This is a genomic window from Agromyces italicus DSM 16388 (genome assembly GCF_000421545.1).
Lineage (GTDB): Bacteria > Actinomycetota > Actinomycetes > Actinomycetales > Microbacteriaceae > Agromyces > Agromyces italicus.
The window spans coordinates 104490-125019 of sequence record NZ_ATXF01000004.1; the positions used below are offsets into that span (position 1 = coordinate 104490).

A 20530-nucleotide genomic window follows, 5' to 3' on the forward strand; every position below is an offset into this window, starting at 1 on the left:
GCGGGCACCAACGATTCCCGCCGGAGAGCGCGGGTCGGAGCATGGTCGTCACGAATGCGGCGTCGGCGCCGTTGCACCGGCCGGAAGGCCGGCCGCTCCGTCTCGTCGCGGTGACGCACGGGGCGCCTTCCACGGCGAACCGCGAGTCGATCATGCGCCTCGTCGACGGGGTCGCCTCGGCCAGGCCCGAGCTCGACGTCGCCATCAGCTTCGTCGATGCACGGGAGGGCGATCTCGCGGCCGCACTCGGCAGCGGTGGGCCCGCCCCGGTGATCGTTCCGCTCGTGCTGTCGGCGGGGTTCCACGTGCGCACCCGGCTCTCGCTCGGCCTCGAGCGGCTCGGTGCCGGTGCCGGGCTGGCCGAGGCGCTCGGTCCCGACGAACGCATCGTCGACGTGCTCGCGCGGCGGCTCTCGCTGGCGGGCCTCGAAGACGACGACGCCGTCGTCCTCGCCGCCGCCGGATCGAACGATCCGCGCGCGGTCCGGGAGTGCTTCGAGACCGGGCGCGGCCTCGGCGTCAGGCTGGGCCGGCCGGTCACGGTCGGCTTCATCGCCGCGGCGATCCCGCGGCTGCCCGACGCGATCGAGATGATCCGCGAGGTGCACCCCGGGGTGCGAATCGCCGTCGTGCCGTATCTGCTCGCGCCCGGCGCCTTCTCCGACGCGGTCGCTGCGACGGGAGCCGAACTCGTCGCCGAGCCCCTGCTCTCGCCCCGGGAGTCCGCCGCCGCCGAACTCGTCGAGCTCGTGCTCGACCGCTATTCGGCCGCCGCGTCACGTCGCGTCGCGGTGTAGGCGGCGGAGGGGCGCGTTCGGCACGCGAGTCGTATGCCGCAGCACCGACCGCTCAGCCGGTGCGGCTGGGAGCGTCGTCAGGCGAGCCCGCGGGGGCGGGATCGCCCGCGCCCGCCGGCTTCGACGCCGCGCGTGCGAGCACCTCGCCGATGCGGCCCTTGCACCCGCCGCAGCCCGTGCCCGCCCGGGTGTCGCGCCCGATGCACTCGACCGTCGTGCTTCCGCTCGCGGTCGAGGCCTCGATGCGCTCGACCGTGACGCCGTTGCACCAGCACACGGTCGCGGTCGGTGCGAACGCATCGCCCGAAGCGGACGGGTCGAAATCGGGGCCGTCGAAACGGAGGAGCAGCGAGCGGTCGGCCGGGAGCTCGCCGCGCCGCTCGAACAGCAGCGTGAGCTCGGCGGCGGTGCGCGGCATCCCGACGCTCGCGAAACCCGTGAGCACCCCGCCCTCGGTCACCATCTTCACGTAGCGGTGGTGCTCGGGGTCGGCCCACTGGGCGACACGTCGCCGGGGGTGCGAGGGATGCTCGTCCCACGGCTCCGCCGAGACGTCGCCGACGGCGACCACATCGAGGTGCTCGGCCTTCAGCATCACGATCGCCTCGCGCTCGGCGGGCAGGGCCGGGCGTTCGCCGGGCAGCGAACCGTCGTCGCCGAGCTCCGTCGAACGAGTGGATGCCTCGCCGCGGGCCTCGGCCGAGAGCCGGGCCGCGAGCCAGTCGGCCTGCCGCCAGCCGGGGCCGATGAGCCCGGCCGGTGCGCCCGGCAGATCGCGTTCGCGGGCGTTCTGCTCGGTGCGCTCCACGATCTGGGCGCAGTCGCCGATCGCGAAGACGGCCGGGTCGCTCCAGGAGGCGAGCCAGGGGTGCACGACGACGCCGGCCGCCGTGCGGAGCCCGGCGAGCGTCGCGAGCTCGGTGCGGGCGCCGACCCCGCAGGAGAGCACGAGCAGGTCGCCGCGGAGCTGCTTCCCGTCGGCGGTGACCAGCTGATCGAAGCGGCGGCTGCCGTCGGCCTCGTCGCGGAACCCGACCGCCTCGGCGCGCGAGTTCGCGACGACGGTGACGCCGGTGCGCCGGAGCGCGGCACGGAGCACGAGCCCCGCGCCGCGGTCGAGGTTGCGGGGCATCGGGTGCGGGCCGTGGTGCACGACGCACACCTCCGCGCCCGCGTGCGCGGCAGCCAGCGCGAGCTCGAGCCCGAGCACTCCCGCGCCGAGCACGATGATGCGGCGCCGCGCCCGAACCGCGGCGAGCACGCGTTCGGCGTCGGCGAGGTCGCGGAGCGCCGTGATGCCCGACGGCAGCTCGTCGTCGCGGCCGACGAGCGAATCCGGATACTTCTCGAGCGAGACGAGGTCGCGACGGTGCCGTTCGACCCCGTCGAGGGTGGGCACGTTCGCGCGCGCGCCCGTCGCGAGCACGAGCCGGTCGTAGCCGACGCGCTCGCCGGTCGAGAGCTCGACCGTGCGGGCGTCGCGGTCGATCGTGCGCGCGGCGACGCCGAGCATCATCCTGACGCCCGCGGCCTCCGCGGCCTCCCGGTCGCCGACGAGCATCGAGTCGAGCTCGGTGCCGCCGACCGCGTACTCGGCGACGAGCACGCGGTTGTAGGCCTCCATCGCCTCGCCGCCGATCACGGTCAGCTCGAGGGAGCCGTCGGCGACGGCCGGCAGCAGCTCCTCGACGAAACGTGCGCCGACCGGTCCGTAGCCGAGGAGGACGACGTGTCGCGGAGTGGTCATGTCGTGGCTCCGGCTTCTGCAGGGCGGGGTGCCGGGTCGGTCGCGAGGCCCGTCGCGGGCCGGGGCTTCGAGCGGTGTGCTGCGCGCAGGCGCACCCGATTGGTCTTGAACTCGGGCATCGCCGAGACGGGGTCGACCCGGTCGCTCGTGAGCAGGTTCGCCGTCTGACGGTCGCCGAAGTGGAAGGGGAGGAACACGGTCTCGACGCGCACCTCGGTCGTGAGCCGGGCGGGGCAGGCGACGAGTCCGCGCTCGTTCGCGAGCTCGACGATCTCGCCGTCGGCGATGCCGAGCCGTGCAGCGGTCGCCGGGTGGATCGAGGCGCGCAGTTCGGGCTCGGCGGTCATGAGTTCGGGCACGAGCCTCGTCTGCGCCCCGCTCTGGTAGTGCTCGAGGAGGCGCCCGGTGACGAGGGTGAGTTCGTCGGGGGCGGGGCCCTCGAGCACTGCGTTCCGCACCGTGACCGGCACGAGCCGGGCGAGGCCGTCGGGGTGCGCGAAGCGCTCGGCGAAGAGCCGCGGGGTGCCCGCGCTGCCGCGCGGGTACGGCCAGTATGCGACCTCGCCCCGGTCGAGCATCGCGTAGTCGATGCCCGAGTAGTCGGCGAGACCGCCCTCCGAGGCCAGGCGCAGCTCCTCGAAGACGCGTTCGGGGTCGGTGTCGAACGTCGCCCGGCAGTCGAGCCGCCGGGCGAGCTCGGCGAGCACCCAGAGCTCGTCGCGCGTGCCCTCGGGGGCCTCGAGCGCTCGGCGGCGCCGCAGCACGCGCCCTTCGAGCGAGGTCATCGTGCCCTCCTCCTCGGCCCACTGGCGCACGGGCAGCACGACGTCGGCGAGCGCGGCCGTCTCGGAGCGCACGAAGTCGCACACGACGAGGAGATCGAGGGCGGCGATTCCTGCGCGCACCGAGGCCGCATTCGGCGAGGAGACGACGAGGTTCGAGCCGTGCACGAGGAGCGCTCGCACCCCGCCCTCGCGCCCCATCGACGCCAGCAGCTCGACCGCGGGGAGCCCTGGCCCGGGGATCGCCTCGGGCGGGACGCCCCAGACCCCGGCGACGTGGGCGCGCGCCGCCGGGTCGGTGATCTTGCGGTAGCCCGGCAGCTGATCGCACTTCTGCCCGTGCTCGCGCCCGCCTTGGCCGTTGCCCTGGCCGGTCAGTGTGCCGTAGCCGCTGCCCGGGCGCCCGGGCAGGCCGAGCAGCAGCGCGAGGTTGATCGCGGCCGTCGCCGTGTCGGTGCCGTCGACGTGCTGCTCGACACCGCGCCCGGTGAGGATGAAGGTGCCGCCGCCGGCGGCGAGGCGACGGGCGAGCCCGCGAATCGACGAAGCGGGCACCCCCGTCACCGACTGGACACGCTCGGGCCACCAGCTCGCGACCGACCGACGAAGCGCCGCGAACCCGGTCGTGCGCCGGTCGACGTAGTCGGCGTCGACGAGCCGCTCGGCGATCACCTGGTGGATGAGGCCGAGCAGCAGCACGAGGTCGGTGCCCGGCGCCGGCTGCAGATGCAGGCCCTGCCCGTCGTCGGCGAGTCTCGCGGTCGCGGTCCGGCGCGGGTCGACGACGACGAGGCCGCCGGCCGACTGGGCGCCTGCGAGATGTCCGATGAACGGGGGCATCGTCGCGGCCACGTTCGAGCCGAGGAGGAGTACGGTCTCGGCGCCGTCCAGCTCCTCGACGGGGAACGGCAGCCCGCGATCGACGCCGAACGCCCGATTGCCCGCGGCTGCGGCCGACGACATGCAGTAGCGGCCGTTGTAGTCGATGCGGCTCGTGCCGAGCGCGAGCCTCGCGAACTTGCCGAGCAGGTAGGCCTTCTCGTTCGTGAGGCCGCCGCCGCCGAAGACGCCGACGGCATCGGCGCCGTACTCCTCGCGGATGCCTCGGAGCCGACCCGCGACGAGATCGAGCGCCTCGTCCCAGCTCGCCTCGACCAGTTCGCCGCCGGCACCCCGTACGAGCGGCACCCGGAGTCGTGAGGTGCTGCTGAGGAGTTCGGCCGAGGTCCACCCCTTCTTGCACAGCCCTCCGCGATTCGTCGGGAAGTCGCGCGCGGCGACGCTCACCGGCGCCGGCGACGGCGCCGCGGACGAGGCCGACGCCGTGGCATCCGGTTCGCTGAGCGTCATCGCGCACTGCAGTGCGCAGTACGGGCAGTGGGTGGCGGTGGCGGCTCGCGGCATTCGTGCTCGATTCAGATCTGCTGCGCCCGGGCCCGACCGGGCCGGACGTAGACGAGGGCGGTCAGGGCGAGGAGCACGGCGTAGCCGGCGACGAAGCCGAGGAAGGCGGCGGCGTACCCGCCCGTCGCCTGGAACGAGAGGTTCAACGCCTGGGGGATGAGGAAGCCGCCGTACGCGCCGATCGCCGAGATGAGGCCGAGCGCCGCGGCCGCCTTGCGTCTGCGTGCCGACTCGTCGCCCGAGGCGCGCAGCGCGAACACGATCGGCACCATCCGGTAGGTCGAGCCGTTCCCGATGCCGGCCGCGGCGAAGAGCAGCAGGAACAGGCCGAGGAAGCCCCAGAATCCCGTGACCGGCAGGGCGACGACGACCGCGAGGGTGATCGCCGCCATCGCCGCGAAGGCGCTCATGGTGATGCGGGCGCCGCCGAAGCGATCGGCGAGACGTCCGCCGTAGGGGCGCGCGAGCGAACCGATGAGCGCTCCCATGAAGGCGAGCGAGACCGAGGTGCCGCCGACGGCGATCGTCGAGAAATCGGGGAACTGGTCGACGATGAGCTTCGGGAACACGCTCGCGAAGCCGATGAACGAGCCGAAGGTGCCGATGTAGAGCAGCGACAGCACCCAGAGGTGCGGTTCCCTGAGGGCCGCCGCCGAACCGGCGAGATCGGCCTTCGCGTTCGAGAGGTTGTCCATCCGGCGCCACGCGCCGAGCATCGCGACGACGATGAACGGAACCCAGATCCATCCGGCGATCGGCAGGTTGAGGGATGCCCCTGCGCCGATCGTGATGACGACGGGCACGATGAACTGGGCGACGGCGGCGCCGAGGTTGCCACCCGCGGCGTTGAGCCCGAGAGCCCAGCCCTTCTCGCGCTGCGGATAGAAGTACGTGATGTTCGACATCGAACTCGCGAAGTTGCCGCCGCCGAATCCGGCGAGGGCCGCCACCGCGAGGAGGACGCCGAACGGCGTCTCGGGGTTCCCGACGCAGACGGCGAGGGCGATCGCCGGGGCGAGCAGCAGCCCCGCCGAGATGATCGTCCAGTTCCGGCCGCCGAAACGGGGCACGAGGAAGGAGTAGGGAATGCGGAGCGTCGCACCGACGAGGCTCGGGATCGAGATCAGCCAGAAGATCTCACCCGTCGAGAGCTCGAAGCCGGCCTCCGGCAGGGTCACCGCGACGATCGACCAGAGTTGCCAGATCACGAAACCGAGGAACTCGGCGAAGATCGACCAGCGGAGGTTGCGACGTGCGATCGCGCGCCCCACGCCGTTCCACTGCGTCCGATCCTCGGGGTCCCAGCCGTCGATCCAGCGGCCCGGGCGCATCGTGAGGACGGGGGCCGGGGCGACGGACGTGGGCGTGCCCGTGGCGGGATCCGGCTGGTGCTGCTCGGTGCTGACGGTGTCGGTCATCGGTGCCTCCGGTGCGGTCGTTCGTGCGCGGAACTCGTGCGACCGACGCTACGGAGCCGGTGTTTCCGCGGATCGTGCCGATCGTGAACGCCTCGTCTCGAGGTGCTCACCCGGTGCCGGCCCGGGTGTGAGGCGCGGCTCAGACATCGATCCGGTACCCGCGCTTGACCACGGTCGCGATGAGCCCGGGCACTCCGATGGTCTGCCGCAGGCGGCTGAGGGCGACCTCGAGGGCGTGCAGGTCGCCCGTGCCGGGCAGGCCCGACGCGAGCCGGTCACGGGCGACGACCGCGCCGTGGGCGAGCACGAGCGCGCGCAGCAGGGCGAGCGCGACGGGGGCGAGCGGCACCCGCCGGTCGTCGATCTCGAGCATCGACCCGCGGAGGGCGAGCTCGCCGTGACGGGTGGCGAGCCGGAGCACCCGCGACTGCTCGAGATGCTCGCAGACGAGCCGGATGAGTGCGCCCATCCTGAACCGCTCGGGCTGGATCGGCACGATGCCCGCATCGAGGAGCGGCGCCGCCGTCACGGGGCCGACGGCGGCCGCGACGACGGTTCCGCACATCGCGTCGACGAGGTCGTCGTAGCGGCCGCGCGCCTCGGCGGCGCCGAACAGCGCGTGCACGGCCGGCGCGCTCGTGAAGGTGATGGCGTCGAGCCCGCCCGAGCAGGCGGCGTCGATCAGCCGGTCGACCCGATCGTCGTCGGCGTCGGTCTCGACCCAGCGGTACGGCTCGACGGTCAGCACCCGGGGGTGCACGGCGCGCAGGCGATCGAGCTGATGCGCCTGGAGGAAGCCGTGCAGCTGCACCGCGACGGTGAGATTCGGCGGGTAGCGATCGAGCAGCTCGTCGATGAGCGACTCGGTCGTCTCCTCGGCGCTCATGCCGACGTCGTTCAGCCCCGCGGCCCGGATTCCGCCCCGTGCCTTCGGCCCGCGGACGAGGATGTCGGTCGACTGGAGCGCCTCGACGAGGTCCTCGCCGAGCCCCGCCGAGTCGGCGACCTCGAACCAGCGCCGCACCCCGTAGGCGGTCGTCGCGAGCAGCACGTCGGGTCGGGCATCGATGATCGCGCGCGTGTCGGTGATGACGGGATCGTCGCTCGCGGCGTTCGCCATCCGCAGCGTCGGGGCGTGCAGCACCTGGGCGCCGCGTCGGGTCAGGGCGTCGATGAGATCGGCCGAACGCCGGTCGCTCGTGACCCCGATGCGGAACCCCGACAACTGATCGGGGCGGAAGCCAGGCGGGCACTCCGTGGCATCCGTCATGCGATCACCGACAACACGGCCGCGCGGGCCATCAGTTCGTCTGCGGCCGCGTCGCCGTCGTGCGCAAGGCGCACGACCTCGCCGACGACGACCACGGCGGGGGAGACGACGCGCGCTCGCGCGGCCGTCGCGACGATGTCGGCGAGGGTGCCGACGGTGGTTCGCTGCTCGGGGCTGAATCCGCGTTCGACGATCGCGACCGGATGCTCCGGCGGCAGGCCGTGCCGGGCGAGTCCGGCCACGAGGGAGGGCAGTGTGCCGATGCCCATCAGCACGACGATCGTGCCGCCGAGCCCGGCGAGGTGGGCGAGCTCATCGTCGCCGAGCGGCGCGTGCCCCGAGACGACCGTGAAGAGACGGCTCACCGCGCGATGCGTGACGGGAATGCCCGCGGCGCCCGGCACTGCGATCGCGCTCGTGACGCCCGGGACCACCTCGACGGGGATGCCCGCTGCCTGGCAGGCGAGCACCTCCTCGCCGCCGCGGCCGAGCACATACGGGTCGCCGCCCTTCAGGCGCACCACATGGGCACCGGATGCCGCGTACCGCACGATGAGCGCCTCGATCTCGCCCTGGGGCACGGCGTGGTGACCGGGGGCCTTGCCGACATCGACGATCTCGGCGCGCGGGGCGAGGGCGGCGAGCTCCTCGTGGGGCGCGAGGCGGTCGACGAGCACGACGTCGGCGTCGGCGAGGGCCCGCACGGCGCGGACCGTGAGCAGGTCGATCGCGCCGGGGCCGCCGCCCACGAGCGTGACGCGCCCGGTCATGCGAGCTCCTCCCGCATCGGAATCGTGGCGCCCGCGATGAGGATCGCCCGTCCGTCCGCGCGTTCCTCGGCCGTCGCCGGGCGGAACTGCTCACGTTCGGCGACCCGGGCGATCGAGGGATCGGGCGTGTGCGGGGCATTCACGAAGGAGCGGAACCGGCGCAGTCGCTCGGGATCGGCGAGCGTCGCCGCCCATTCGTCCTCGTAGTGCTCGACGTGCGTCGCGACGGCCGCCTCGAGTTCGTCGGCGAGGCCGAGCCGGTCTTCGACGACGACCTCGCGCACGTGCTCGAGGCCGCCCTCGAGGTCTTCCATCCACCGTGCCGTGCGCTGCAGCCGGTCGGCGGTGCGGATGTAGTACATCAGGTAGCGGTCGATGTAGCGGATCAGGGTCTCGTCGTCGAGGTCGCTCGCGAGCAGCTGCGCGTGGGCCGGCTGGAACCCGCCGTTGCCGCCGACGTAGAGGTTCCACCCCTGATCGGTCGCGATGACGCCGATGTCCTTTCCGCGGGCCTCGGCGCACTCGCGCGCGCACCCCGAGACGCCGAACTTGAGCTTGTGCGGGGAGCGCAGACCCCGATACCGGAGCTCGAGCCCGACGGCCATCGCCACCGAGTCCTGCACGCCGTAGCGGCACCACGTCGACCCGACGCAGCTCTTGACGTTGCGGAGCGCCTTGCCGTACGCCTGGCCCGACTCGAACCCGGCGTCGACGAGCCGCTTCCAGATGTCGGGCAGCTGGTCGAGCCGTGCGCCGAACAGATCGATGCGCTGGCCGCCCGTGATCTTCGTGTAGAGGCCGAACTCCTGGGCGACGGAGGCGATCACCGCGAGCTTCTCGGGAGTGATCTCGCCGGCCGGGATGCGCGGCACGACCGAGTAGGTGCCGTCCTTCTGCATGTTCGCCATCGCCCGGTCGTTCGTGTCCTGGAGGCCCCCGCGGCCGCCGTCGAGGATGTACGAACCGTGCTGGGTGGCGAGGATCGAGGCGATCACCGGCTTGCAGATGTCGCACCCGCGACCGGTGCCGAGGCGCTCGACGATCTCGTCGAAGCTCGTGAGCCCGAGTACCCGAATCGACTCGAAGAGCTCCTGCCGGGAGAGCTCGAAGTGCTCGCAGAGCGCCCGGGAGAGGGCGACGCCCGACTTCTCGAGCTCGCCCTCGAGCAGCTTCTTCACGAGCGGAACGCACGAGCCGCACTGCGTGCCGGCCCGCGTGCACGTCTTCAGCGCGCCGAGCTCGGTGCAGCCCTCGGCGTGCCCGTCGCCCGTGATCGCGTCGCGGATGGTGCCCGCCGTCACGTTGTTGCACGCGCAGACGAGGGCTCCGGTGGGGAGTTCGTCGCCAGCGGGCGGTTCGACGCCCGAGGCCGAGAGATACGCCGCCGGCTCGCTCGAGAGCTCGGTGCCGAGCAGCGGGCGCAGGCTCGAGTACGGCGAGGCGTCGCCGACGAAGATCCCGCCGAGCAGCGTCTTGGCGTCGCCGGTCATCACGAGCTTCTGGTAGAGCCCGCGTGCGGGGTCGGCGTAGACGATCTCGAGGGCGTGCTCGGTGCGGGCGAGGGCGTCGCCGAAGCTCGCGACGTCGACACCCGAGAGCTTCAGCTTCGTCGCATCGTCGACGGTCGTGAACTCGGCGGCACCGCCGAGCAGGCGGTCGGCGACGACCTCGGCCATCGCGTTCGCCGGTGCGACGAGGCCCGTGCAACGCCCCTCGAAACTCGCGACCTCGCCGATCGCGTACACCCGAGGCCGTGACGTCGCGCAGGCCGAGTCGATCGCGATGCCGCCGCGGGGGCCGAGGTCGAGGCCGAGCTCGCGGGCGAGCTCGTCGCGCGGACTGATGCCGATCGCGAAGACGACGAGATCGCAGTCGATGCGCCGGCCGTTCGCGAGCTCGACGCCGGTCACCGCCCCGTCGTCGACGTGCAGCGCCGTCGGTCGTACGCCGAGGTGCAGCCCGATGCCCTGACCGGCGATGATCCGGCCGAGTGCGCGTCCCGCGCCCTCGTCGAGCTGGGCCGACATGAGCCAGCCGCCGGAGTGCACGATCGCTGCGTGGGCGCCCAGGGCGGCGAGCCCGCCGGCGGCCTCGAGTCCGAGGAGACCCCCGCCCGCGACGACGACGCGGGCGGGCCGTCCGTGCGTCGCGGCGATCGCCGCGGTCTCGGCGACGAGCGAGTCGACGTCCTCGATGGTGCGGTACACGCGGGCGTGCTCGGAGCCGGGGAGGTCGGGCACCGGCGCGCTCGAACCGGTCGCGAGCACGAGCTCGTTCCAGTGCAGCCGCCGACCCGTCGACGTCGTCGCCGTGTTCGCGTCGGCGTCGATCGCGACGACGCGCTCGCCCACGACGAGGCCGACGTGCCCGCTGTCCCACATCGTGCTCGGCTCGAGCGCGAGGTCGACCGTGCCGTCGGCGAGCCGGGTGCTGAGGGCGACCCGGTCGTAGGGGGCGTGCGGCTCCTCGCCGACGACCGTGACCCGCAGGCTCCGGCCCGTGTCACGGGCGTGCAGGCTGTCGGCCAGTCGATGTGCGGCGGGCCCGCCGCCGACGATGAGGACGTCGCGCACCGCGGTGCCGCCGTCGAGCTCGCTCGTGCTGCCGGACATGCTGCCTCCCCTGATCGGATGAGGCGAGCGTAGGAGGGAGTCGTTTCGGGGCTGTTTCGGCGCGGTAACCGAGCTGCGCGCATCCCGCACGGCCACCGACCGCGGATGTGAGGCGCTCTTCACCGCCCCGAAACATCGGGACCGGTCGGTCGAAACGAACCGGGGCTAGCGTCGGGTGCAGACATCGCCGGGCCGTCGCAGCTCGGCTCGACCGAGGAGGACCCGCCATGACGCCGACCGCCACGACGACCACCTGGCTCGCCGCCTGCGATCTCGACGAGCTCGAGCCGGGGTGGGGCGAGGTCGCGCTGCACGCCGACCGGCAGATCGCACTCGTGCGCCTCCGAGGCGACGAGGTCTACGCGGTCGACCACCTCGACCCCCACACCGGTGCGCCCGTCATGGCGCGGGGCATCGTGGGGTCTCGGGGCGAGCGCCCCACCATCGCCTCACCGTTGCACAAGGAGGTCTACGATCTCGGCACCGGCGAGTGCTTCACCGATGCGACACTGGCGCTGCGCACCTTCCGCACGCGAATCGTCGGCGGCATGATCGAGGTCGAACTCGACGCCTGAAGAACGGGGCGTCTCGTCTCAGCCGCGCTGCGTGAGCACGATCGGGTCGCCCTCGGTGACGGCGATCGTGTGCTCGGCGTGCGCTCCGCGGGAGCCGTCGGAGCTGCGCAGGGTCCAGCCGTCGGGGTCGGTGAAGATCTCGTCGGTCGTCTGGAGGAACCACGGTTCGATCGCGACGACCAGGCCGGGCTTCAGCGGCAGCCCGCGGCCGGGGCGGCCGTTGTTCGGGATGTGCGGGTCGCCGTGCATGGTGCGGCCGACGCCGTGCCCGCCGAAGTCGGTGTTGATCGAGTAGCCGCCGGCCTTCGCGACGTCGGCGATCGCGCGCGAGATGTCGCCGATGCGGTTGCCGGGGCGCGCTGCGGCGATGCCGGCGTCGAGGGCCCGCTGCGTCGTGTCGATGAGGCGCAGGTCGTCGTCGCGGGGGGTGCCGACGACGATCGAGATCGCCGAGTCGGAGACCCAGCCGTTCACCGAGGCGGCGAAGTCGAGGCTCAGCAGGTCGCCGTCGCGGAGCTTGTAGTCGCGGGGGAGGCCGTGCAGCACCGCGTCGTTCACCGAGGTGCAGATGACCTTGCCGAACGGGCTCGCCCCGAACGACGGGTGGTAGTCGATGTAGCAGCTCTCGGCGCCGGCCGTGCGGATCATCTCGTGCGCGAGCGCATCGAGCTCGAGCAGGTTGACGCCGACGGCGGCGGCTTTCGACGTCGCCTCGATGACGCTTGCCACGAAACGGCCCGCAGGCCGCATCTCCTCGAGCTCGGCGGGGGTCCTCAGTTCGATCACGCTCATCCTCTCCGAGACCATTCTGTCGTCTCCGCCCTGAGTGAACACCCGGCGCGCTCGCAGCCGCGCCGGATTACGCTTGCCCCATGCTCATCCGGCGCCTCTTCTACCGCTGGCAGTTCATCGCGATCGTCGCACTGCCGGCGTGGCTTCTGGTGGGCTGGGCGATCTTCGGCTCGGGCGGCTGGGGCACCCTCGGCCTCGTGATCGTCGTGCCGGTCGCGTTCCTCACGCTCGGAGTCGTGGTCCTCCTCGTGAACGCGCGGCCGACGGTGCGCCGCGAACGCGCCGTCTCATGGATCGACGTCGGCGTGATCGGCGTCTGGCACGCCGCCCTCATCGCCACGGGCTTCTACACCGGCGGGTCGACGTTCTTCGGCGTCCTCGCGATCGTTGCGGCGATCGCCGCGTTCTGGGTCGCGCTCTGGCAGCTCGTGAAGGACGGCGCGAAGCGCATGAACGCCTCCATGGCCGAATTCGAGCGGCTCGCCGCCGAGCAACAGGGCGGCAAGCCGCGTCAGGATGCCCCGGGCACCCGCCGTCCGCCGTTCGACGACGGAGACGAGGTCATCGTCATCCACGAGGTGCGCGACTGACGCGTGCGTCGGCGACACCGTGGCATCCCCGTGACCGCGTCGCCCGCTTTGCCTGCCGGGCGTCCGGCATGGCACAATAGAGGATTGTGCCGCTGCGGGAGCGATCCCGCCGACGTCTCTGCCTCCGGGGAGCATGCGACGCATGGGTCAACCGTGCGAGGCGGCGCCAGACACTTTCCATTCAAGATCCGCGTTCGACCGGTTGCGGGCGCAGAGAGCGAACATCATGCACATTCTCGACCATGTCGACGCCGCGAGCCTGCGGTCGGACATCCCCGACTTCCGCCCCGGCGACACCGTCAAGGTGCACGTGAACATCATCGAAGGCACCCGCTCGCGCATCCAGGTCTTCCAGGGCGTCGTCATCGGCCGCTCGGGCGAAGGCGTGCGCGAGACCTTCACGGTCCGCAAGGTCAGCTTCCAGGTCGGCGTCGAGCGCAAGTTCCCGGTGCACTCGCCGGTCATCGACCACATCGAGGTCGTCACCCGTGGTGACGTCCGTCGTGCGAAGCTCTACTACCTGCGCAAGCTCCGTGGCAAGAAGGCCAAGATCAAGGAGAAGCGCGACGCCTGACCCGTCTGCGCGAATCGCGGTCTCCCGCGAACTCCGACCGAGCTCCCCACCAATAGACTGGTGGGGAGCTCGGGCGGTTAAATGACAGAAGACACCACCATGCGCGAAGAAGATCGCGCTGGTTCGGCATCGGCACGCGGCAGGCAGCGCGGCATTCTCCTCTTCCTGAGGGACCTGCTCGTCATCTTCGTGGTGGCGGTGCTCGTTTCGTTCCTCATCAAGACGTTCCTCATCAGATCGTTCTTCATCCCGTCGCAGTCGATGGAGATGACGCTCGTGAAGGACGATCGCATCATCGTGAATCAGCTGGTTCCCGAGGTGACGCCGATCTCGCGCGGCGACGTCGTGGTCTTCAAAGACCCGGGGGGCTGGTTGCCCGCCCGCGTCGAGGAGTCGCAGCCGCCGCTCATCGCCGCCGTCGACTGGTTCATGGCCTTCGTCGGCCTCTCGGCGCCCGATTCGAACGACCACCTCGTCAAGCGAGTCATCGGGCTGCCCGGCGACCACGTCGTCTGCTGCAACGCGCTCGGCCAGATGAGCGTCAACGGCGTGCCGCTCGACGAGTCGGCCTACGTCGCCCTGCCGCCCGGCGACACCAAGGTCTCAGAGGTCGATTTCGACGAGACCGTGCCCGAGGGCGCGCTCTGGGTGATGGGTGACAACCGCGGCAACTCGAAGGACTCCCGTTTCAACGGCGACACCCCCCTCAAGGGCTTCGTGCCGATCGACAACGTCGTGGGGCGTGCGTTCGTCGTCAGCTGGCCGGTCTCGCACTGGGCGTGGCTCGACAACTACCCGACCGTCTTCGAGGGCGTCGACGAGGGCGCCGGCTGATGGGCGGGCAGGCGATCCCCAACCTCCGCGCCGAGCGCGAGCTCTTCGACGAGGGGGCGCCGTTCGTGCTCGCCTGCGACGAAGTGGGCCGCGGCGCGCTCGCGGGCCCCGTGACTGTCGGGCTCGTCGTCATCGACCCCGCCGTGCGCCGGATGCCGGCCGGTCTTCGCGACTCGAAGCTCATGACCGAGCCGAAGCGCGATGCGATGGCGCCTCGCGCCGGCGCCTGGGTGCGGGCGTGGGCGGTGGGCGACGCCTCTGCGGCCGAGATCGACGAGCTCGGCATCATGGCCTGCCTCGGGCTCGCGGGTGCCCGCGCCTTCGCGGCGCTGGCGGCGGGCACCGGGCTCGCCGACGAGGTGGCCGGTGCGCCGCTCATCCTCGACGGCAACCACGACTGGCTGAGCCCGGCGATCGAGCGGCGGGTGGCCGTACGCACCCGCATCAAGGCCGACCGCGACTGCGCCTCGGTGGCGGCGGCCTCCGTGCTCGCGAAGGTGCATCGCGACGGTGGGATGCGCCTGGCCCACGCCGACACCCCGCTCTACTCGTGGGACGAGAACAAGGGCTACTCGAGCCGCGCGCATTTCGCCGCGATCGACGAGCACGGCCCGAACGCCCTCCATCGGCGCACCTGGCTGCACGAGCGTGCGCCCGAGGCACCGGCGCTCTTCGAGCTCGGCGTAGGATGAACGACGATGGATGAAGACGAGTTCGAAGACTACGACCGCGAGGTCGAGTTGGCCCTGTATCGCGAGTACCGAGACATCGTCTCGCAGTTCAAGTTCGTGGTCGAGACCGAGCGACGGTTCTATCTCGCGAACGAGGTCGAACTCGTGCGCCGTGACACCGAGCACGACTTCTACTTCGAGCTGACGATGAAGGACGTCTGGGTCTGGGACGTCTACCGCGCCGACCGCTTCGTGAAATCGGTGCGGGTGCTGACGTTCAAGGATGTCAACGTCGAAGAACTCGCCACGCGCGAGTTCGAGCTGCCGAAGGAGCTCGCGCTCGACGAGTAGTCGTCGGTGCGGGCCCGGCACTCGGCGATTGTGCGCGTTCCCGTCGCGACGGCCCCGTACCGGCGGTGCCGGCGGCTCGCTCATCGGCGTCGCGGCCGGCACTTCCAGTCACCGCCGACGTCGCGGATCACGAGACGATCGACCTCGAGTTCGGCGAGCGTCGACATCACCAGCCCCGGGGCGAGGCCGCTGCGTCGGGCGAGGTCGTCGACCGACCGCGCGCTCCTCGGGCTGAGCGCGTCGAGCAGGCGGACGGCATCGGCCGAAGGCGCTGAATCCATCGACCGGTTCGGCGGGCCCTGCTCGATCCCGAAGCCCATTCCCGAGGCGAGCTCGGCCATCTGCGCCGCGTCGACGACGCAGGTCGCGTCGCGCTCGCGCATCAAGCGGTGACAGCCGGCAGACGACGGGCTCGTCACCGGCCCGGGCACGGCGCCGAGTGGACGGCCGAGCGTGGCCGCGTGCCCTGCGGTGTTCAGCGAGCCCGAGCGGATCCCGGCCTCGATCACGATCGTCGCGTCGCCGGCCGCGGCGATGAGCCGGTTGCGCTGCAGGAACCGCCACTTCGACGGCGCGGTCCCGCAGGGCACCTCCGAGTAGATGGCCCCGGTCTGCGCGATGCGGGTGAGCAGCGACTCGTGGCCCGCCGGATAGAGGCGGTCGATGCCGCCGGCGAGGAAGGCGACCGTCGTGCCGTCGCTCGCGAGCGCCGCGCGGTGGGCGACGCCGTCGATGCCGTAGGCGCCACCCGAGATGATCAGGAAGCCGCGATCGACGAGACCGGCCGAGGCCTCCGCGGTCACATGTTCGCCGTACCCGCTCGCGGCTCGAGCACCGACGAGCGCGATGGTGGGCTGAGCTCCGGCGAGCGCGTCGGCGCGACCGCGAACCCAGAGTGCCAGCGGGGCGTTCGGACCAAGGTCATCGATGCCCGTCGGCCACTCGGCATCGCCGGGGACCAGGAGACGTGCGCCGACGCGAGCGGCCTGCGCGAGGGATCGCTCGAACGCCGCCGCGTCGATACGAGGACGCCAGCGCTTCAGCCCGTGCCCGATCGACGAATCGCCGAGCGGTTCGCCCGGCTCGCCCGCTGCCCCGAGCGCGACCGCGAACTCGGACGGCCTCGCGCCCGAGATGACGAGGTCGAGCACGGCGGGCGCGCCGATGGCGTTGACGAGTCGCCCCAGAACCCCGTCGCCGGGTTCGGAGAGGAACCCGAGCGCCGCACGGGCGGCCGCGTCGGCACGTTGCTCCTCCTCGGCATGCTCGTGGCCGCCTCGAACAGCGTCGATCGCGGTCGAGTATGCGGAGGCGGTGCGGCGCGTGGCGCTCATGACGTGACCCCCGACTTGAAGAACATCGCGCGCCCGACGTGCTCGGCGCTCGGCGTGCTGCTGCCGGCGAGGTCGGCGAGGGTCCACGCCACCTTCAGGATCCGGTCGTACCCGCGCATCGTGACGCCCCCGCGTTCGAGCAGCCGGTCGAGCGTGGTGGTCGCGCGGGTGCCGGGATGCAGTCGGCCGGCGCCGCGGAGCCAGGGACCGGGCATGTCGGCATTGGTGCGCCAGGGCGTACCCTTTAGCCGCTCGGCTGCGGCGGCGCGCGCCGCCAGGACCATTGCCCGCCCCTGCGCGGTGGAGACCCCGCCCTCGTCGGCCATGCGCATCGCCGCGACGGAGACCCTGGGTACGCGCAGTTGCAGGTCGACGCGATCGAGCAGCGGCCCGGAGAGCCGCGCCAGGTAGCGGCGCTGCACGATCGGAGCGCACGTGCACTCGGTGGTGCCCGCATTGCCGCACGGGCACGGGTTCGCCGCGAGCACGAGCTGGAAGCGTGCGGGAAAGGTCGCCACGGCGTTCGCCCGATGGATCGAGATCGTGCCCGACTCGATCGGCTGGCGCAGTACATCGAGCACGGCCCGTGGGAACTCGGGCGCTTCGTCGAGGAAGAGCACGCCGTGGGTCGCCCTCGCTGCGGCGCCCGGACGGATCACCCTGCTGCCTCCGCCGACGATCGACGCCGCGGTGGCCGTGTGGTGCGGCGCCTCGTACGGCGGCCTGAAACTCAACTGGGCCCCCGGGCGGCGACCCGCGAGCGAGTGGATCGAGGCGACCTCGAGCGCCGCGTCGGCATCGAGATCGGGCAGGAGCCCTGGCAGGCGGGAGGCGAGCATGGTCTTGCCCGCCCCGGGCGGCCCGAGCATCGAGACGTGGTGCCCGCCGGACGCGGCCACGAGCATCGCCTCGACCGCGTCGCTGTTGCCGGCGACTTCGGCGAGGTCGCCCGCGGGATCGGGGGCGTCCTCGACCGGCGACTGGCCGGCCACAGGATCGCTGACCCGGGGTTCGAAGGCGCCGCCGTGCCAGATCGCGGCGTCGAGCAGCGATGCGACGCCGATCACCCGGGCGCCGGGGACGAGCGACGCCTCCTCGGCGTTGGCCGAGGGGACCATGACGAGGTCGTGCCCCGCGCGGACGGCGGCGAGGACGGCGGGCAGGATGCCGTCGATCGGGCGGAGGCGACCGTCGAGTCCGAGTTCGCCGAGATGCACCACCCGTGCGACCGACTCGGTCGAGAGCTCTCCCGAGGCGGCGAGACAGGCGATCGCGATCGCCAGGTCGAACCCCGACCCGTGCTTGGGCAACGCCGCCGGCGAGAGATTGACGGTGAGTCTGCGGCTCGGCAGCGGGCAGCCCGCGTTGCTCGCCGCCGAGCGCACCCGATCGCGTGCCTCGCCGAGCGCGGCATCGGGCAGACCGATGATGATGACGCCGGGCAGCTGCGCCGAGAGGTCGGCCTCGACTTCGACGATCGAACCGGTGAGCCCGAGCAGGGCGACCGACGCCGTGCGTGCGACCGGCATCAGCTCACTCCCTCGAGGTGCTCGATGATCGCGGGTGCGTCGCGAGGAAGGGTGACCGCGATCGCGTCGATGCGGATCCGGGTCGGATGCGCGCCGGACTGTTCGCACCAGGCGATCGCGAGTCGTCGCAGCCGAGCGAGCTTCGGGGGCGTGATCGCCTCGAACGGGTGCCCGTAGCCGAGGCCCGTCCGCGCCTTGACCTCGACGAACACGACGGCCTCGCCGTCGCGGGCGACGAGGTCGATCTCGCCGAGACGGCATCGCCAGTTGCGCTCGATCACCGACATGCCGAGCGCCTCGAGATGGTCGGCGGCGAGTTGTTCGCCGTGCCGACCGAGCTCCGTGTTGTGGGCCAAAGCGACCACCTCCGCTTCGAGCGTGCCGTGCCCGAGCGGCGGATCGGGCCGCGTGGCGGGTTCCGCGGAAGCTCGGAGGCCGCGGCGGGCTGTGAGGGAGAAGTCGGCGGGCGCGGCCCGGCGCCCGCCGCCTGTCGGTGCCGGATCGTAGGCTGAGCTCGAAGGGCGGGGGAGATGGAGCGACTCGGCAGGTACCCGGCGGCGACGACGGTCATCGCGCACGTCAGCGACACGCACCTCTTGTCGGGCGGTGCACCGCTCGGGGGTGCCGACACCGTCGCAGCCCTCGCGCAGACGGCGGCCCAGCTCGAGCGGCTCGGCGCGTCGCTCGACGTCATCGTCGTCACGGGCGACGTGGCCGACCTCGGTGAGGCCGACGCGTATGCCCGTGCCCGCGCCGAGCTCGACCCGCTCGCCCGGGCGACGGGGGCCGAACTCGTCTGGGTGATGGGCAACCACGACGAGCGCGCGGCGTTCCGACTGGGGCTGCTCGATGAAGCACCCGGCGGAGCGCCGCTCGACGACCCGGTGCACCGCGTCGCCGACGTCGACGGGCTCCGGATCATCGCGCTCGACACGACCGTGCCGGGCTACCATCACGGCGAACTCGACGCTCGCTCGCTCGACTGGCTGGCCCGAGTGCTCGCCGAGCCGGCGCCGCGCGGCACGATCATCGCCATGCACCACGCTCCGATCGCGACGCCGCTCGCCCTCATGGACGTCCTCGAGCTGCGCGGACAGGACGAACTGGCCGAGGTGGTGCGAGGCCGAGACGTCCGGCTGTTCCTCGGCGGGCATCTCCACTACGCGACGCACGGTGCGTTCGCCGGCATCCCCGTCTCCGTCGCCGGGGCGACGGCCTACACGATGGACCTCTCCGCGCCCCCGCGCGAACTGGTCGGCATCGACGGCGGGCGCTCCTTCTCGCTCCTGCACCTCTTCGATGGCGCGTTCTCGGCCTCGGTCGTGCCGCTCGGCCCCTTCGACGTCGTCACGAGCTTCGGCGAGGGGTATCTGGCCGAGCTCGAGGCGATGGCCCCCGCCGAACGACTCGAGCGGTTCTCGCGCAAGCCGCCGACATGACCGCGCCCCTCGACAGCATCGTCGACGACTACCTGGCCCACGTCCGCGCCGAGCGGGGCTACTCCGAGCACACGGTCGCCGCCTACCGGGCCGACCTCGCCGACCTGCTCCGCTTCGCCGAGGAGCACGGTGTCGTGGCGGTGAGCGAGATCGACCTTCCGATCCTGCGCGACTGGCTCTGGGCGGCGACCGAGCGAGGGCTCACCCGGGCCACCATCGCGCGGCGTGCGGCCTCCGCCCGCGGCTTCACGGCGTGGATGACCCGGCGCGGACTCGTCCCGATCGACCATGGTGCGCGGCTGCGCGCCCCGCGGGCTCAGCGCGCGTTGCCGAGGGTCGTCGCGGCACCCGCCCTCGACGAGGCGCTCGCCGGGCTCGAGGCACGTGCGGTCGCGACGCACGACCCCATCGACGTGCGAGACGTCGCGATCGTCGAACTCCTCTATGCCTCGGGGTTGCGCGTCTCCGAGCTCGTCGGAATCGATCTCGGCGACCTCGATCGACGGCGTCGCACGGTGCGGGTCGTGGGCAAGGGGGCGAAGGAGCGGGTCGTGCCGTACGGCGCGCCGGCCGCACGCGCCCTCGACCGGTACCTCGAAGACGGCAGGCCGAGGATCATCACGGCGGCGACACCGACGGGCGCGACCCCGACGGGCACAGCGGCGGCGCCGGCCGGAGCACCGATGGCACGGCGCCGGACGCCCCGTGTCGCGTCGACGCGCGACGACGCGTTCTTCCTCGGCGCCCGGGGCGCACGGATGGGCACGCGGGGCGTCTATGCGCTCGTCGCCCGACTCCTCGCCGAGATCCCCGGGACCGGACCGAGCGGGCCCCACACCTTCCGCCACACCGCGGCGACGCACCTCCTCGACGGCGGCGCCGACCTCCGGGCGGTGCAGGAGTTCCTCGGCCATGCGAGCCTCGGCACCACGCAGATCTACACCCACGTCTCGGCCGAGCGGCTGAAGGAGAGCTACCGCACCGCCCACCCGCGGGCGTGACGCGCGGCCGCATCCGCCGGGCCCGTCCCCCGGAGGGATG

General features: G+C 72.4%; 19 protein-coding genes. 9 read left to right on the plus strand and 10 right to left on the minus strand.

The window, feature by feature from the left end; translation table 11 throughout:
- Positions 1-41 precede the first annotated feature (41 nt).
- A complete protein-coding gene (locus H516_RS17570; RefSeq protein WP_022887840.1) occupies positions 42-797 on the plus strand; it encodes a sirohydrochlorin chelatase in 756 nt (251 codons plus the stop codon).
- A 52-nt stretch (positions 798-849) separates the two neighbouring features.
- Here the strand turns inward: H516_RS17570 and H516_RS0100865 are convergent, their stop codons facing one another.
- The 6 genes from H516_RS0100865 to nirB form a co-directional block, all read right to left on the minus strand.
- Entirely contained in the window at positions 850-2544 is a 1695-nt protein-coding gene (locus H516_RS0100865; protein WP_022887841.1) for an FAD-dependent oxidoreductase, read from the minus strand.
- Positions 2541-4730, minus strand: coding sequence for a molybdopterin oxidoreductase family protein (locus tag H516_RS17575; RefSeq protein WP_022887842.1), 2190 nt, complete (start codon positions 4728-4730; stop codon positions 2541-2543). Before H516_RS17575 ends, H516_RS0100865 begins: the two co-directional genes overlap by 4 nt.
- A gap of 11 nt (positions 4731-4741) precedes the next feature.
- Positions 4742-6148: an MFS transporter gene (locus tag H516_RS0100875; protein WP_022887843.1), complete on the minus strand. Its 1407-nt coding sequence runs from the start codon at positions 6146-6148 to the stop codon at positions 4742-4744.
- A gap of 139 nt (positions 6149-6287) precedes the next feature.
- Positions 6288-7418, minus strand: coding sequence for a uroporphyrinogen-III synthase (locus tag H516_RS0100880; RefSeq protein WP_026378267.1), 1131 nt, complete (start codon positions 7416-7418; stop codon positions 6288-6290).
- The gene (gene cobA / locus H516_RS17580) at positions 7415-8188 is read right to left on the minus strand and encodes a uroporphyrinogen-III C-methyltransferase (RefSeq protein ID WP_022887845.1); all 774 of its coding nucleotides are present in this window, start codon (positions 8186-8188) and stop codon (positions 7415-7417) included. The genes H516_RS0100880 and cobA overlap by 4 nt, the downstream gene beginning before the upstream one ends.
- Positions 8185-10800 carry a nitrite reductase large subunit NirB gene (gene nirB, locus H516_RS0100890; RefSeq protein WP_022887846.1) on the minus strand — a complete coding sequence of 872 codons (2616 nt, stop codon included), beginning with the start codon at positions 10798-10800 and terminating at the stop codon, positions 8185-8187. The genes cobA and nirB overlap by 4 nt, the downstream gene beginning before the upstream one ends.
- 227 nt (positions 10801-11027) lie before the next feature.
- Between nirB and nirD the strand changes: the two genes are divergently transcribed.
- Positions 11028-11375, plus strand: coding sequence for a nitrite reductase small subunit NirD (nirD, locus tag H516_RS0100895; protein ID WP_022887847.1), 348 nt, complete (start codon positions 11028-11030; stop codon positions 11373-11375).
- Between the two features lie 18 nt (positions 11376-11393).
- On the opposite strand, the gene map is transcribed toward nirD, so the two are convergent.
- A complete protein-coding gene (map, locus tag H516_RS0100900; RefSeq protein WP_026378268.1) occupies positions 11394-12161 on the minus strand; it encodes a type I methionyl aminopeptidase in 768 nt (255 codons plus the stop codon).
- A gap of 86 nt (positions 12162-12247) precedes the next feature.
- Here map and H516_RS17585 point away from each other — a divergent pair, with 86 nt between their 5' ends.
- The 5 genes from H516_RS17585 to H516_RS0100925 all read left to right on the plus strand — a co-directional run bounded on the left by H516_RS17585 (position 12248) and on the right by H516_RS0100925 (position 15187).
- The gene (locus H516_RS17585) at positions 12248-12757 is read left to right on the plus strand and encodes a hypothetical protein (protein WP_022887849.1); all 510 of its coding nucleotides are present in this window, start codon (positions 12248-12250) and stop codon (positions 12755-12757) included.
- A gap of 226 nt (positions 12758-12983) precedes the next feature.
- Positions 12984-13331 (plus strand): 50S ribosomal protein L19, encoded by a 348-nt coding sequence (rplS, locus tag H516_RS0100910; protein WP_022887850.1) that lies wholly within the window; start codon positions 12984-12986, stop codon positions 13329-13331.
- A gap of 81 nt (positions 13332-13412) precedes the next feature.
- Entirely contained in the window at positions 13413-14165 is a 753-nt protein-coding gene (lepB, locus tag H516_RS0100915) for a signal peptidase I (RefSeq protein ID WP_026378269.1), read from the plus strand.
- A complete protein-coding gene (locus tag H516_RS17590; RefSeq protein ID WP_022887852.1) occupies positions 14165-14857 on the plus strand; it encodes a ribonuclease HII in 693 nt (230 codons plus the stop codon). Before lepB ends, H516_RS17590 begins: the two co-directional genes overlap by 1 nt.
- A 6-nt stretch (positions 14858-14863) precedes the next feature.
- Positions 14864-15187, plus strand: a complete 324-nt coding sequence (locus H516_RS0100925; RefSeq protein WP_022887853.1) for a DUF2469 family protein — start codon at positions 14864-14866, stop codon at positions 15185-15187.
- A gap of 80 nt (positions 15188-15267) precedes the next feature.
- Here the strand turns inward: H516_RS0100925 and dprA are convergent, their stop codons facing one another.
- The 3 genes from dprA to H516_RS0100940 are packed head-to-tail and all read right to left on the minus strand — an operon-like array spanning position 15268 to position 18406.
- Positions 15268-16521, minus strand: coding sequence for a DNA-processing protein DprA (gene dprA / locus H516_RS17595; RefSeq protein ID WP_022887854.1), 1254 nt, complete (start codon positions 16519-16521; stop codon positions 15268-15270).
- Entirely contained in the window at positions 16518-18050 is a 1533-nt protein-coding gene (locus H516_RS0100935; protein WP_022887855.1) for a YifB family Mg chelatase-like AAA ATPase, read from the minus strand. Before H516_RS0100935 ends, dprA begins: the two co-directional genes overlap by 4 nt.
- Positions 18050-18406, minus strand: a complete 357-nt coding sequence (locus H516_RS0100940) for a YraN family protein (protein ID WP_022887856.1) — start codon at positions 18404-18406, stop codon at positions 18050-18052. The genes H516_RS0100935 and H516_RS0100940 overlap by 1 nt, the downstream gene beginning before the upstream one ends.
- Positions 18407-18580: 174 nt before the next feature.
- Between H516_RS0100940 and H516_RS0100945 the strand changes: the two genes are divergently transcribed.
- Complete coding sequence (locus tag H516_RS0100945; protein WP_022887857.1) at positions 18581-19489, plus strand: metallophosphoesterase; 909 nt, start codon at positions 18581-18583, stop codon at positions 19487-19489.
- Positions 19486-20490: a tyrosine recombinase XerC gene (locus H516_RS0100950; protein ID WP_022887858.1), complete on the plus strand. Its 1005-nt coding sequence runs from the start codon at positions 19486-19488 to the stop codon at positions 20488-20490. The genes H516_RS0100945 and H516_RS0100950 overlap by 4 nt, the downstream gene beginning before the upstream one ends.
- The last annotated feature ends 40 nt before the right edge of the window (positions 20491-20530 follow it).